Raw genomic sequence first — 14,842 nt, 5'->3', positions numbered from 1 at the left:
GTTCGGATTTTCTTCGCGCACACGGAATGCGCTGCGTCACGACCGGGATACCGAGTTGCTGCGCTCGGAGTTGTTCAGCATCGAGCAATTGAAGCGTCACGCGGTCATGCTGGCGGGCCAGCATCGAGTCGATCCGCGTCCGGGGCCGGACAGCCTGCTGCCACGGCTGGCGGACAATGCGCGGGTTCTGCTGGCGGCGTATGACGTCGTCACCGCCGCCGCCACGCAAGGACAACGGATTGTGCCGGCAGAGGCCTGGCTGCTCGACAATTTCTACCTGATCGAGCAGCAGATCACACTGGCGCGTCGGCATCTGCCGCGCGGCTACAGCCGGCAGTTGCCACGACTGGCCGATGGCATGTCAGCCGGCTTCCCTCGCATCTACGACCTGGCGCTGGAATTGATCTCCCACATGGACGGTCGCGTCGACAGCGACAACGCCACCCCGTTCATCGCCGCCTACCAGACCGTCGAACCGTTGAAGCTGGGCGAATTGTGGGCTTTCCCGATCATGCTGCAACTGGCGCTGCTGGAGAACCTGCGCCGCGTCGGGGTGCGTATCGCCCAGCGGCGCGAGGAGCGCGATGTGGCCATCATCTGGGCGGACCGCATGCTCGCCACGGCCGAAAGCGAACCGAAACAGCTGATCCAGTTGCTGGCCGAGTTTGCCCATGCCGATGTGCCGCTGACCGCCCCGTTTGTGGAGGAATTTTACGACCGGCTCCAGGCGCAGGGGCCCGCCATGGCCTTCGTGCAAACCTGGGTCGAGCAAAAGCTGCTCGAACAGGGGGTGACCGCAACCGCGTTATCGGAGGCAGCCGGCCGCACAGCCGCGGCCAACCAGATCTCCATCGCCAACAGCATCGGCAGCCTGCGCTTCATCGGCACCATGGACTGGACGCAGTACGTCGAGTCGCTCAGCGTTGTCGAACAGACCCTGCGCGAAGACCCAAGGGCGATGTACGCCAGCCAGGATTTCGCCACCCGCGACCGCTACCGTCATGTCATCGAGGACGTGGCGCGCCGCAGCGCGACGAGCGAAATGGCGGTGGCACGCGAAGCCATCGCGCTTGCACAGGCGACTGCCGCGCAGCGGGGGATTCACGACCGCAGCGCGCATGTCGGCTACTACTTGATCGATCGGGGACGACAACACCTGGAGCGTGCGGTCGGCTACCGGCCGTCGTGGAAGTCCCGGGTCAGCCGGGTGAGCCGGCATCTCCGCCTGCCTCTGTATCTCGGCCCCATCCTGCTGCTCACGCTCCTTGCGACATGGGCCGTTCTGCGCGTTTTCGGCGGGTTCGATTCGGGTGACTGGCGGGTCTGGTTGTTTGTGCTTCCCCTCGTCATCGGCGCCTCGGCGCTGGCCATCTCGCTGGTGAACCTGCTGGTCACGCTCGCCCTGCCGCCGCGCGCGTTGCCACGACTGGACTTTTCCAAAGGAATCCCAGACAGCCATCGCACCATGGTGATCGTCCCCACCCTGCTGGCAAGGCCGCAGGACATTGACGATCTGCTCGAAGCGATGGAAATTCGCTATCTCGGCAATCGCGACCCCAATCTGTTCTTTGCCCTGCTGACCGATTTTCGCGACGCGCCCGAGCAGACGCTGCCGGACGACGCAGCCCTGCTCGCCCACGCGCGCGTCGCGGTCGAGGCGCTCAACGAGACCTACCGCGAGGATCGTCCGTGCATCTTCTATCTGTTCCACCGGCCGCGGGTGTGGAATCCGTTCGAGCGGGTGTGGATGGGATACGAGCGCAAGCGCGGCAAGCTGGAGCAGTTCAATGCCCGGCTCAGGGGCGGGGCGCAAACGGCCTTTTCGGACATCGTCGGCGACCCGTCCATCCTCGGCTCGATCCAGTACGTCATCACCCTGGATACCGACACCCAACTGCCGCGTGATGCGGCACGCACCCTGGTCGGCAATCTCGCCCACCCGCTCAATCGGCCGGTCTACGATGCCGCCAAGGGCCGCATCGTCGAAGGCTACGCGATCCTGCAGCCGCGCGCCTCGATCAGCCTGACCAGTGCCGGCCAGTCACGCTTCACCAAACTGTTTGCGGGTGACCCAGGGCTAGACCCCTACACACGCGAGGTGTCGGATGTCTACCAGGATGTGTTCGGCGAAGGCTCGTTCATCGGCAAGGGCATCTACGACGTAGACGCGTTTCGCCAGGCTGTCGACGGGCGCTTTCCGGAAAATCTCATCCTCAGTCACGACTTGCTGGAAAGCGGCTATGCACGGTCGGCCCTGGTGACCGATGTCGACCTCATCGAAGAGCATCCGGCCAGTTATGCCATCGAGGCCAGCCGGCGCCACCGCTGGATACGTGGCGACTGGCAGCTGGCCGGCTGGCTGCTGCCGCGCGTGCCGGGGCCGCCTGGCCCGAATGGCGCGAAGGCGAAGCGTCAAGCGAACCCACTCTCGGCCCTGTCACTGTGGAAGCTTTTCGACAACCTGCGACGCAGCCTGGTAGCGCCGACGCTGCTTGTCTTGCTGGCCGGGAGCTGGCTGCAGGGCCCGGAACCCGTGTGGGTCTGGACCTTGGTGGTAGTGGCGGTGGTGCTGCTGCCCACCCTGCTGTCCACCGTGATCGAGCTCATCCGCAAACCTGAAGAACGCGATTGGCTGGTACACCTGAGCCTGACCAGCAAATCCGCCGGCCGCCCGATCGCGCTCGCCGTGCTGACCCTGGCCTTTTTGCCCTACGACGCGCTGATTTGCCTGGGCGCGATCCTGCGCTCGGGGGTGCGCATGCTGTTCACGCGACGCGGCCTGCTGCTGTGGCAACTGCCCGCCTACGCACGCCGCAACGCAAGCCGCACGCTGGCCGAATTTTTCAGGGAGATGTGGATCGCGCCGGTTCTTGCTGTGGCACTGGGCGTGGCATTGGCCATGGCAAGCCAGCCGGCGGCGTGGCTCGTTGCTGCCCCCATCCTGCTGCTGTGGCTGCTGTCGCCCGTCGTCGGCTGGTGGATCAGCCAGCCGCTGGCCGCCCCCACCCCGGGCTTGAGCGGTGATCAGGAGGCGTTCCTGCGGGCATCGGCCCGGCGTACCTGGCGCTACTTCGCGGACTTCGTCGGTCCGGACGACAACTGGCTGCCGCCCGACAATTTCCAGGAATACCCGGCGCCGGCCATCGCCTCGCGCACCTCGCCCACCAACATCGGCATGTCGCTGCTGGCCGATCTGGCTGCGGTCGATTTCGGTTACATCACGGCCGGGGAAGGCCTGCAGCGCATCGGCAACACTCTGGCCTCGATGGAAAAGCTGGAACGCTACCGCGGCCACCTTTACAACTGGTACGACACGCGCACGCTGCAACCGCTGCACCCGCAATACGTCTCGTCGGTGGACAGCGGCAACCTGGCCGGCAGTCTGCTCACCCTGCAGGCAGGGCTGGCCGAGCTGAAGCATCAGCCGGTGCTGGCACCCAGCGCGCTCCAGGGGCTGCAGGACACTCTGCAGGTGCTGGCCGAACAGCTGCCCGCCGCACCCGCCCCGGATCTTGCGAAGCAGATCAAGTTTCTGCAGGACACCCTGCGCGCACTCACGCTGGATGGCCCGCCGCAGACGCTGGCTGCCGCCAGCGGCGCGCTGGACGAGATTCACCGCATCGGCGGAGAGCTGGCTGCATGGCTGCCGGCAGATATCGATGGCGAACTGGTTTACTGGGCGCAGGCATTCGACCAGCAATCCCGCGCCCTTCGGGATGAGATTGAATTCCTGGTGCCCGAGCCGCGGCACTTCAGCCCCAACCCGACACTGGCGGAACTGGCCGGCGCGGGTGCACTTGGCAGCGAATCCGCGGCAGCAGTGTCCCGACATCAGGGCGCGGTGGAGCGGCTCGACCTCATCGATGATCTGATCAATCGTTGCCGCGAACTGGCAGCGATGGATTTTGAATTTCTCTACGACACAGCGTGCGGTCTGCTGGCCATCGGCTACGACGTCGGCGAACGGCGCCGCGATCCGACCTGCTACGACCTGCTGGCATCGGAAGCACGCCTGGCTAGTTTTCTGCTCATCGCGCAGGGACAGGTGCCACAGAAGCACTGGTTCTCACTCGGTCGCCTGCTGACCAGTCATGGCAGCGACGTCAGTCTGATTTCGTGGAGCGGCTCGATGTTCGAGTACCTGATGCCGCAGCTGATCATGCCGAGCTACGCGAACACCCTGCTGGAGCAGACCTGCAAGGCCGCGGTGTCGCGCCAGATCGAATACGGCCGGCAACGCGCGGTGCCGTGGGGGATTTCCGAGTCCTGCTACAACGCCACCGACATGCACCAGGTCTACCAATACCGGGCGTTCGGTGTGCCTGGTCTCGGCTTCAAGCGCGGGCTGGGGGACGACCTGGTAATCGCGCCCTACGCCAGCGCACTGGCGCTGACGGTGATGCCACGGGAAGCATGTCGCAACCTGCAAACGCTGGCCGATCATGGATTTCTGGGCGCCTACGGCTTCTACGAGGCAATCGATTACACGCCCTCGCGGGTGCCGCGGGGCAAGCCTCACGCCGTCGTGCGGTCGTTCATGGCGCATCACCAGGGCATGAGCCTGCTGGCCTTTGCGCATGTCTTGCTCGACCAGCCGATGCAGCGCCGCTTCATGTCCGACCCGCTCGCGCGGGCGACGGAATTGTTGCTGCAGGAGCGGGTGCCGAAGAAGGGCGCCACCCTGCACCCGCATGCCGCCGAAGTGAGCGCCGCCGCCCGCCCCCCCAGCGCGGACGTCGGCACGATCATGCGCGTGTTTACCAACCCGAACACGCCGATCCCTGAAGTTCACCTGTTGTCGAACGGTCGCTACCACGTCATGGCGACCCATGCCGGCGGCAGTTACAGCCGCTGGCGCGATCTCGCCGTCACCCGCTGGCGCGAAGACGCCACCGCCGATGGCTGGGGCACCTTCATCTACCTGCGTGACCGCGACAACGGAAAGTATTGGTCGACTGCGCATCAACCGACCCTGCGCCGTGCCGATCACTACGAGGCGATTTTCGTGCAGGCGCGCGCCGAATACCGGCGGCGCGATCAGGCGATCGAAGCGCACACCGAGATCAGCGTGTCCCCCGAAGACGACGTCGAGATCCGTCTGGTCACGCTCACCAACCAGTCGTCGCGGCGCCGTCGCATCGAGGTGACGAGCTACGCGGAAGTGGTGCTGGCGCCGTTGAATGCTGACCTGGCGCACCGCTCCTTCAGCAACCTGTTCGTGCAGACCGAAATCCTGCCCGAGCGCCAGGCGATCCTCTGTACCCGGCGTCCCCGCACGCCGGGTGAGCAGGTGCCCTGGATGTTTCACCTACTGGCAGCACCGGGAGCCACGGCTGACGAACCGTCCTTTGAGACCGACCGCGCCCGCTTCATCGGACGCGGTCGCACGGCGGCCAACCCGCTGGTGCTCGACAGCGGCGACAGCCCGCCTGCCTTGTCGAACACCGAGGGCTCGGTGCTCGACCCCATCGTGGCGATCCGCCGCACCCTGACCCTGTCACCCGACGAATCGGCGACCGTGCAGATCATCTCCGGCGTCGCGGACACGCGCGAGGCCGCATTGGCCCTGGTTGAAAAATATTGCGACCGCCACTTCGTCGAGCGCGCGTTCGAGATGGCCTGGTTCCAGAGCCAGGAGGTGCTGCGCCACCTCAACGTCACCGAAGCCGATGCCCAGATCTATGGTCGCCTGGCCAACTCCGTGATCTACGGCAATGCCCTGCGCCGCGCCGCGCCCGGCGTCATTGCCCGCAACCAGCTGGGACAGTCCGGACTGTGGCGCTTTGCTATCTCGGGCGATCTGCCGATCGTCCTGCTGCACATCGGCGACCTCAACCGCATCGACCGGGTCAAGCAGGTGCTGCAAGCGCATGCCTATTGGCGAATGAAGGGTCTGATTGCCGACCTGGTGATCGTGAACGAGGATTTCTCGGGCTACCGGGCGGTGCTGCAAGACCTGATCATGGGGCTGATCAACGCAGGGCCCGAAGCGCAGGTGCTCGACAAACCGGGCGGGGTCTTCGTGCGACGTGCCGAAGAGCTTTCCGAGGACGAACGCGTTCTGCTGCAGACGGTCGCCCGCATCGTCTTCAGCGATACCGCCGAGACCTTGATCGAGCAGGTGGAACGCCGCGTGTCGGCGGAGCGTGCATCAGATCTGCTGGAGCCCGTACAGCAAGGGGCCACCGAACCGGTTTATCCGCTGGCGGCGCGCGAGCGCATTTTCAGCAACGGCCTCGGCGGCTTCACGCCCGACGGCCACGAATACGTCGTCACCCTCGAACCGGGTCAGACCACGCCGGCGCCGTGGGCCAACGTGATTGCCAGCCCGCACATCGGCACGGTCGTCAGCGAGAGTGGCAGCGCCTATACCTGGGCGGAAAACGCGCACGAGTTCAGGCTGACCACGTGGCACAACGACCCGCTCTGCGACAGCAGCGGCGAGGCGCTCTACCTCCGTGACGAGGAAACGGGTGCGTTCTGGTCGCCGACGCCGTTGCCCGCCCGCGGAAAATCCGGCTACGTGTGCCGGCACGGGTTTGGCTACAGCGTGTTCGAGCATTACGAAGCCGGCATCGCCTCAGAACTGTTCACTTACGTCGCCATGGACGCACCGGTGAAGTTCGTGGTGGTCAAGCTGCGCAATGACTCGAAGCGCGCGCGCAGCCTGTCCTTGACCGGGTATTGGGAGCTGGTGCTCGGCGAGTGGCGACATGCCAATCTGATGCACATCGTCACCGAAACGGATCCGCACACCGGCGCGCTGTTTGCCCGCAATGCCTACGGTCGCGAATGCGCCAATCGGGTGGTATTTGCCCAGGTCAGCGAGCGCGAGCGGTCGGTGAGCGGAAACCGCACCGAGTTCATCGGCCGCAACGGCTCGCTGGCCAGCCCGGCGGCGATGCGCCGCAAGCGCCTGTCGGGCAGGACCGGCGCCGGCCTCGATCCGTGCGCCGCGATCCAGAGCCGGATCGAACTGGCCGCAGGGCAGGAACGCGAGATCGTGTTCGTCTTCGGCGCGGCCCGAGACGCCGGCGAGGCGCGGCATTTCATCCAGCGATTCGGCGGACGCGCAGGCGCGCGGCAGGCGCTGGAAACGGTGTGGGAACACTGGAACCGCACCCTCGGCGCGGTGAATGTGGACACGCCCGACCCTGCGCTCAACGTGCTGGCCAACGGCTGGCTGGTTTATCAAACGATATCGTGCAGGCTGTGGGGCCGCAGCGGCTATTACCAGTCCGGCGGCGCCTACGGCTTCCGCGATCAATTGCAGGACACCATGGCGCTGATCCATGCGACGCCGTGGCTCGCCCGCGAGCAGTTGATCCGCTGCGCCGAGCGCCAGTTCATCAAGGGCGACGTGCAGCACTGGTGGCACCCGCCCCATGGACAAGGCGTGCGCACCCATTTCTCCGACGACTATCTGTGGCTGCCCTATGCGGCCTGTCGTTATGTGCGGACAACCGGCGACACGGGCGTGCTCGACGAGACCATCCATTTTCTGGAAGGGCGCGAGCTGTATGCGGAAGAGGAGGCCTACTACGACCAGCCGCAACGCTCGTCCGAAGCGGCCAGCCTCTACGAGCACTGCGTGCGCGCCCTCAAGCACGGCCTGCGTTTTGGCGCCCATCATTTGCCGCTGATGGGCTGCGGCGACTGGAACGACGGCATGAATCTGGTCGGCAAGGATGGCAAGGGCGAGAGCGTCTGGCTGGCGTGGTTCCTGGTCGAGAACCTTGAGTTGTTTGCCGGCCTGGCGCGTGGCCGGGACGACGCGGCCTTTGCCGACGTGTGCAGCGCTCAGGCATCGCTGCTGCGCAGCAACATCGAGGCCCAGGCCTGGGACGGTGCCTGGTACCGGCGCGCCTATTTCGACGATGGCACCCCGCTGGGCTCGTCCACCAACGACGAATGCCAGATCGATTCGATCAGCCAGAGCTGGGCGGTCATCTCCAACGGCGGCGATCCGGTGCGGGCCCGCCAGGCGATGACGGCGGTCGACCAGCGCCTGGTGCGACGCGACAAGCAGATCATCCAGCTGCTCGACCCGCCCTTCGACAAGTCAGACCTGGAGCCCGGCTACATCAAGGGCTACATCCCCGGCGTGCGCGAGAACGGCGGCCAATATACCCATGCCGCGATCTGGACCACGATGGCGTTTGCCATGATGGGCGACACCGAACGCGCATGGGAATTTTTCGCCATGCTCAATCCCATCCATCACGGCAGCACGCCGGAGGCGATCGAGCGCTACAAGGTCGAGCCCTACGTCATGTGCGCGGACATCTATGGCGTGTCGCCGCACACCGGCCGCGGCGGCTGGACCTGGTACACCGGCGCGGCGGGCTGGATGTACCAGCTGTCCGTGGAAACCTTGCTCGGCCTGCAACTGGAAGTGGACCATCTGCGCATTGCGCCATGTGTCCCGGCCGATTGGGATTCCTACAAAATCCACTACCGCTATCGCGAGACGGTCTACCACATCACCGTCAGGCGCATTGGCGAACAACCGGGGCAGGTCACCCGCGTGACGGTGGACGGCGCCGAACGTCCAGACACACGCATTCCGCTGGTCGACGACCGCCGGGAGCACCACGTCGAGGTGGACCTGGGCTAAGGGCGGCCTGTATGTGAAAAATGGAATGGATGTCGCATTCCGCTGTCAATCATGACAGCAGCTTTGCTTAGAACTGGAGTTCACAAAATGCTGAAAATTCGCAACGCACTCATTGTGCTGGGAATGCTGATGTCCCCGATGGCGTCTGCTGCTGTTCAGGTGAGCATCGGGATCAACCTGCCGGCCTACCCGCAACTCGTCCACGTGCCTGGCTACCCGGTCTACTACGCGCCACGGATGCAGGCGAACTACTTCTTTTATGACGGCATGTACTGGGTTTTCCAGGGTGACAACTGGTACGCGAGTTCCTGGTACAACGGACCCTGGTGGTTTGTGGAGCCGTATGCCGTCCCGGTGTACGTTCTGCGTGTTCCGGTGCGCTACTACCGCCAGCCGCCTTCCTATTTCCGCGGGTGGCGACCGGATACGCCGCCACGCTGGAGCAATCACTGGGGCCGTGACTGGGAACAGCATCGAAGCGGCTGGGACAAATGGGACCGCCGCGCCGTCCCTGCACCTGCCCCGCTGCCCGCCTACCAGCGGCAGTATTCAGGGGATCGCTATCCCCGGCATGTTGAGGAGCAGCGTGAGCTTCAACAACAGCGTTACCGTTACCAGCCGCGTGATCCCGTCGTGCGGAAGCACTATCAGGAGCACTATCAGGAGCGCTACCAGGAGCGGGCCGTGCAAAGCGCTCCGGTCCAGCAGGGTAGACAGGGCGCGCCTGAAGATCGCAGTTCCAGGCAGCAGGATATCCAGCGCCCTGCGCCACGCCAGCAGGAGGGGCCAAGCGCCCCGCGCTCGCAGTCACCGCAAAGAGGCGGCGAAAACGTTCAGCGGTCTGGCCCTGCCTCGCCACGAGAGGGCGGCATGAACGTTCGAGATAGCAGCCGGCCGCCGCAGCCGGGATTGGATCCGCGTAGGCAGCAGACACCCCGATTGCAGGACCGGGATGAAAGAACGCAAGGCAGTGACGCCACCCACGAGCAAAGACGGGATCAAGCGCGGGATCGAGATCACAATCGGGATCAAGATCAGCGGCGGGATCGGGATCACAACAGGTAACCCATGCGGAGCTGATCGCCTGCTGTGCTATACACAATGAAAGGCCTGAGCAAGAACAGTCGATGTGAAAAGCAAGCGTTTGTGTCGCATTTCCATGGCTATGGCTGAGGATGTCCTGAATTTTGTGTAAACGGGGATACGTTATAATGCTGAAAATTCGCAACGTAATCTTTGTGCTGGGGGTGCTGATGTCCCCACTGGCGGCTTCTGCCGCTCAGGTGAGCATCGGCATCGGGGTGCCGCACGTCAGCATCGGGATCAACCTGCCGGCCTACCCGCAGCTCGTTGTCGTGCCTGGCTACCCGGTCTACTACGCGCCACGCATGCAGGCGAACTACTTCTTTTATGACGGCATGTACTGGGTTTTCCAGGGTGACAACTGGTACGCCAGCTCCTGGTACAACGGACCGTGGTGGTTTGTGGAGCCATATGCCGTCCCGGTGTACGTTCTGCGTGTTCCGGTGCGCTACTACCGCCAGCCACCTTCCTATTTCCGTGGGTGGCGGCCGGATGCGCCGCCACGCTGGGGCAATCACTGGGGCCGTGACTGGGAACAGCATCGAAGCGGCTGGGATAAATGGGACCGCCGTGCCGCCCCCGCCCCTGCTCCGCTGCCCACCTACCAGCGGCAGTATTCAAGGGGTCAGTATCCCCGGCAGGTGGAGCAGCAGCGTCAGCTTCAACAGGAGCGTTACCGTTACCAGCCGCGTGATCCCGTCGTGCGGGAGCACTATCAGGAGCGCTACCAGCGGCAAGATCAGGATCAACGGCGTGATCAGCGGGATCGGGGGCGGGATCAAGATCAGCGACGGGATCGGGATCGCAATCGGTAACCCAAGCTGAGCTGATTTTCAGCTTCACCTGGGGGTAGGCGATCCGTGCTTGCAGCCTTTTCGTGCCAACACGGCTAATGCGCGCGCTAAATCTTGCCCAATAAAAACAGAATAAGCAGGATCAGCAACACCAGCCCGAGACCTCCGCTGGGGCCGTAGCCCCATCCCCGGCTGTGGGGCCAGGCAGGAATCGCGCCGATCAGAAGCAGAACCACAATGATCAGCAGAATTGTTCCTATTGACATGTCATGTCTCCCAAAAGTGAGTTGTAGCGGCACAGCGTTCAAGCACATGCTCGCAACGCGTCAAAGCCGCATCTCTCGGCGCGCCCGCACCCTTCTTCCAACCAGATACCAGCTGCTCCCATGCGGAAGCGGCCCATTGCCAGGCTAAACGGCGACCAGCGCCTATTTCGGCAGTCATCGCCATGTCCTTCTTGTAAAACTAGACCATAGGACGACAACCGTCTGTACGCCAGTGCCAGGCGTCCGCTTATTGATAGGTGTGCGTTGTCGTACAGACAGGATGACTGGCGAGGAACAGTCTACAAATTAAAGGAACGTCCATGTTCGGGATGGTTGGCTGTCCGTCAACGACGACATGGGCTTCAAGGGGGCTCGGCTCGCCGCCGCGTTCACACCCTCTTTTTTGAATACGAAAGGATCGTCCGCATGGCTTCCGAACCGCATGACACGCCCGCCCAATCATCCGAACCGTCGCCCCGCCCCGACCGCAGCGATGCCGAAAACGCGGTACGCACCCTGATCCGCTGGGCAGGCGACGACCCGACCCGCGAGGGTCTGCTCGACACCCCGGCGCGCGTGGTGCGGGCCTACGAGGAATTCTTCGCCGGCTACCTCGAGGATCCGGTGCAGACCCTGTCGCGCACGTTTTCCGAGGTGGATGGCTACGACGAGATGATCGTCATGACCGACATCCGCTTCGAAAGCCATTGCGAGCACCACATGGTGCCCATCATCGGCAAGGCGCACGTCGCCTACCTGCCCGACCGCCGGGTGGTGGGCATTTCCAAGCTTGCGCGCCTGGTCGACATCTATGCCAAACGCCTGCAGATCCAGGAAAGAATGACGGTGCAGATTGCCGATACGCTGAACGACGTGCTGCAGCCAAAAGGGGTCGCGGTGGTGATCGAGGGGGCCCATCAGTGCATGACCACGCGCGGCGTGCACAAGCCGGGCGCGGCCATGGTGACCAGCCGCATGCTGGGCGTCTTCCGCTCGGATGGCTCGACCCGGCGCGAGTTTCTGGCGATGATCGGCCGGACCGGCGCGGGACCGCTGAGCAATACGTGACCGCGCCGCGCAGGCCCACGGAGGGTTTGCGCGGCGGAGACGCCTGTTGCCGGATGCTGAGTGCTTAGACCGCGCTGCCCATGCCCTTGTCCTGAGCGCCTGCCGGCGGTTTCAGGCCGGCGAGCCGGCAGCCTTGGGCCAGGGGGCCCTCGGGGAACAGTTCGTAGAGATACTTGATGCCGCCTTCGCCATGGAAATGCTCATCGAGCGCATCGTGCAGGTCGCGCGCGTTCAGGGCAGGTTCCGCATGGTGCGCACACAGCCCTTGCAACGCACGCACGACCTCCCAGCGCGTTTCAGTCAGCGTCAGGCCTTCCGTTTTGGCGACTTCCTCGGCCTGCTCGCGGGACCAGTCGAAGGGGGCATGGGGGAAGTCCGGAATGGGCCGGGTTTCGTAGCCGGGGCGTTCAAAATCCTGAGTTGCATCGTTCATGATCATTCTCCTATTCAATTTGTTTACTCAAACTCGGGCAGGCAGCGACAAACCTCCGGCCAAAGTCAGGATCAGCGTGTCTTTCCGGGAATGCCGGCAAGGTGTCATTGGCATGTCCTTGCTTGCAAGCTTACTCAAGGGGAAACACGCGTCTGTACGACAGCGCACACTGAACTTGGGCAAACTTGCGCCATGGCCTGCGGCGGCCCTCATCACCAGTTTGCTTCGCGGCGGCGGCTGCTGATTCACTTTAGTCCTTCTTTGGAGACACCGTGGCGGAATATCGCTTGCTGACAATTTGGCGCATCGAAGCGCCGCTGGAGGCGGTGTACGCAGCCATCCACAATTCCCCGCACTGGCCGGACTGGTGGCCGGGCATACAGAAAGTGGAGCAGGTTGCGGTCGGTGATGCCGATGGGATCGACAGCGTCCTGCGCTATGTCTGGCAGGGGCGATTGCCTTACCGGATGGTGTTCGATGTGCGCGCCACCCGCATCGAAAAGCAGGTGGCCATGGAAGGCGCCGTCCAGGGCGACCTCGAAGGGGTCGGCTGCTGGCATTTCAGCAACGAGGGCACGGTCAGCATCGTCCATTACGCGTGGCATGTCCGCAGCACCCGGTGGTGGATGAATATGATCGCCCCGTTTGCCCGCTCGATGTTTATCCGTAACCACGGGATCCTCATGCGGCAGGGCGCGGAAGGCCTCGCGGGCCTGCTCGACGCGCCGCTGCTGAGCCAGGAAAGCATCGACTTGATGGCAGAAGCATGACGGCGGAAACCGTCCCGCCAAGAACAGCGCACGAACGTATTGATCCGGTGATGGCACTTGTTGCCGGCCTCGGCGCCGGTGTGGTTGCCACACTGGCACAGATTGCCCTGTGGTGGCTGGCGGGAATGCCGCTCCCCGAAACCCTTTTCCGCGATGCACGCCTGACCGCCGCACTGGTCATGGGTATTGATGTCCTCCCCCCGCCGTCGACGCCGCAATGGAATATCCTGCTGGTCGCCACGCTGATCCACTTTCTTCTGTCCGTCGTTTATGCCCTGATCGCGGCGCCCTTGGCCAGTCGTCTGCGCAACGGGTCGGCTCTGTTTGCCGGCGCGCTATACGGTCTGGCCATATACGTAGTCAATCTGTATGGATTAACGCTGCTGTTCCCCTGGTTCGCAGGGGTTCGCGACTGGGTGACCCTGATAACCCATCTCGTATTCGGCGTTGCACTGGCGGGAGGGTACCGGCTGTTTGCGAGGGGCCCACAGCGCCCAGGAAGGCACAGTGTTTGACGATGCGCATAAACACAGCCGCCGTCGGCGCCCCCGATCACGTCGAAGCGATGCGCGATGGAAAAGCCGGAACCCCTATCGAACAGGTGCCACCGGAACCCAAGTGCCTTTGCGGGGCACTGGCGAACGCCTGCGGCCAAGGCGCCGACTGGATCTGCACACTGGATTTCGACCCCGACGTTCACACCATTTCTCCCAATCAACAGGCCTTCTAAGACGATATCCGCAAAGCCCGGGAACCTCTTCCACGCGATGCCGTTGCAGGTACGGCCGCTAATGCCGGCGCCAGCCGCCAAGCGCGCGCTGGCAAAGAGCAGCAGCGCGTCAGGCGTGCCGGCAGGTTCGCCAGCGGCGGGACCTTGTACGTATCCATAAGGCAGCGGACTCCGCTTGACGGCATACCCCGATAGCCACGTATGCTGCCGCACAGAACTCGTCGGAGTTTCAGCGTACTAATGTATTTGTGACGAGCGTTGGGTGAAAGCATGTGAATGCCATGCAACATAAATTTACTTTATCTATAGAGGCCTAAAAATGCAGACCATCAAATTACCTGATCAAGATACCCCTATGAACTTTACGCAGGCGCGCCTAACGGCTGTGGGGAAAGCCGACGAGATACTGAAGAAGCCCGTGATCGTCGCCTGGAAGGATGACAGGACTGGCAAGTTCGCTCCCGCAATTCCTGGAGGGACGGCGGACCGTTGGCATGTTTATGGAGAAAGCAATGAAGGAATGCTGGAACTGCAGGTCGCCGATGCGTTTCACTTCATCTTTACAGACGCTGAGTGCTTCGACGAACCCGATACGAATCTCGCATCACTTGAAGACAATGGAACAAAATTTCTGTGTCTGAATGACGCTTGTACTGAAGAAGATCGGCAACGCCTTGGATACTTTCCGGGTGGTGGCTTGGGTGGGTAGTCACCCGCCGTTTTTCGTCCTTGGCATGGGCATCATTCAATCGACCGTTGCCACGGCCCATACCGAAAATTCGGCGAACCGCTTTTGTCCGACGCCCGTCGCGCCTTTTTCCAGGTACAGGGCCCAGGCCCAATCGGGTTCGAACAGGCTGGTGCTGGACGACCAGTAAATGTCCAGCACGTCGGCGAAGGGATGCCCGGCCGGCAAGGCCGGGCTGTGGGCGGCACAATCCACCAGCGATTCCAGTTCGTTGATGGTGGGCAGCCGCCAGGCACTGCCCTCGCCTGCCTGGTTAAGCTTGGCCACCGCTGCCAACGCCTCGCGCCAGACCACCGGTTGCGGGGTGAGATTCGCGCTGCGGTGCCAGAGCAA

General features: G+C 63.5%; 10 protein-coding genes. 7 read left to right on the top strand and 3 right to left on the bottom strand.

What is annotated here, in order from left to right; translation table 11 throughout:
• The first annotated feature begins 106 nt into the window (after nt 1–106).
• From ABW22_RS06005 to ABW22_RS05995, 3 genes are all read left to right on the top strand, one after another.
• On the top strand, nt 107–8,617 hold the full coding sequence (locus ABW22_RS06005; protein ID WP_419184919.1) for a GH36-type glycosyl hydrolase domain-containing protein: 8,511 nt from the start codon (nt 107–109) through the stop codon (nt 8,615–8,617).
• Between the two features lie 87 nt (nt 8,618–8,704).
• Nucleotides 8,705–9,682, top strand: a complete 978-nt coding sequence (locus ABW22_RS06000) for a hypothetical protein (protein WP_059753197.1) — start codon at nt 8,705–8,707, stop codon at nt 9,680–9,682.
• A 146-nt stretch (nt 9,683–9,828) separates the two neighbouring features.
• Nucleotides 9,829–10,515 carry a hypothetical protein gene (locus tag ABW22_RS05995; RefSeq protein ID WP_082708576.1) on the top strand — a complete coding sequence of 229 codons (687 nt, stop codon included), beginning with the start codon at nt 9,829–9,831 and terminating at the stop codon, nt 10,513–10,515.
• An 86-nt stretch (nt 10,516–10,601) separates the two neighbouring features.
• Here the strand turns inward: ABW22_RS05995 and ABW22_RS05990 are convergent, their stop codons facing one another.
• Nucleotides 10,602–10,760 (bottom strand): DUF3309 family protein, encoded by a 159-nt coding sequence (locus ABW22_RS05990; RefSeq protein WP_082708604.1) that lies wholly within the window; start codon nt 10,758–10,760, stop codon nt 10,602–10,604.
• 426 nt (nt 10,761–11,186) lie between these two features.
• On the opposite strand from ABW22_RS05990, the gene folE reads away from it, so the two are divergent.
• On the top strand, nt 11,187–11,828 hold the full coding sequence (gene folE, locus ABW22_RS05985; protein WP_059753191.1) for a GTP cyclohydrolase I FolE: 642 nt from the start codon (nt 11,187–11,189) through the stop codon (nt 11,826–11,828).
• Nucleotides 11,829–11,892: 64 nt separating this feature from the next.
• On the opposite strand, the gene ABW22_RS05980 is transcribed toward folE, so the two are convergent.
• Nucleotides 11,893–12,261 carry a TusE/DsrC/DsvC family sulfur relay protein gene (locus ABW22_RS05980; protein ID WP_059753700.1) on the bottom strand — a complete coding sequence of 123 codons (369 nt, stop codon included), beginning with the start codon at nt 12,259–12,261 and terminating at the stop codon, nt 11,893–11,895.
• Nucleotides 12,262–12,533: 272 nt separating this feature from the next.
• Between ABW22_RS05980 and ABW22_RS05970 the strand changes: the two genes are divergently transcribed.
• The 3 genes from ABW22_RS05970 (at nt 12,534) to ABW22_RS05955 (ending at nt 14,470) form a co-directional block, all read left to right on the top strand.
• Nucleotides 12,534–13,031: an SRPBCC family protein gene (locus tag ABW22_RS05970; protein WP_059753186.1), complete on the top strand. Its 498-nt coding sequence runs from the start codon at nt 12,534–12,536 to the stop codon at nt 13,029–13,031.
• Entirely contained in the window at nt 13,028–13,546 is a 519-nt protein-coding gene (locus tag ABW22_RS05965) for a sodium:proline symporter (RefSeq protein WP_237763248.1), read from the top strand. Before ABW22_RS05970 ends, ABW22_RS05965 begins: the two co-directional genes overlap by 4 nt.
• 534 nt (nt 13,547–14,080) lie before the next feature.
• Nucleotides 14,081–14,470 carry an AF1514 family protein gene (locus ABW22_RS05955; protein WP_059753179.1) on the top strand — a complete coding sequence of 130 codons (390 nt, stop codon included), beginning with the start codon at nt 14,081–14,083 and terminating at the stop codon, nt 14,468–14,470.
• Nucleotides 14,471–14,506: 36 nt separating this feature from the next.
• On the opposite strand, the gene ABW22_RS05950 is transcribed toward ABW22_RS05955, so the two are convergent.
• The coding region (locus ABW22_RS05950; protein WP_157648565.1) for a DUF1566 domain-containing protein at nt 14,507–14,842 on the bottom strand (336 nt) is incomplete at its 5' end.

Source organism: Thiobacillus denitrificans, from assembly GCF_001530125.1.
Taxonomy (GTDB): domain Bacteria; phylum Pseudomonadota; class Gammaproteobacteria; order Burkholderiales; family Thiobacillaceae; genus Thiobacillus; species Thiobacillus denitrificans_C.
This window is presented reverse-complemented; position numbering and strand designations above follow the sequence as displayed.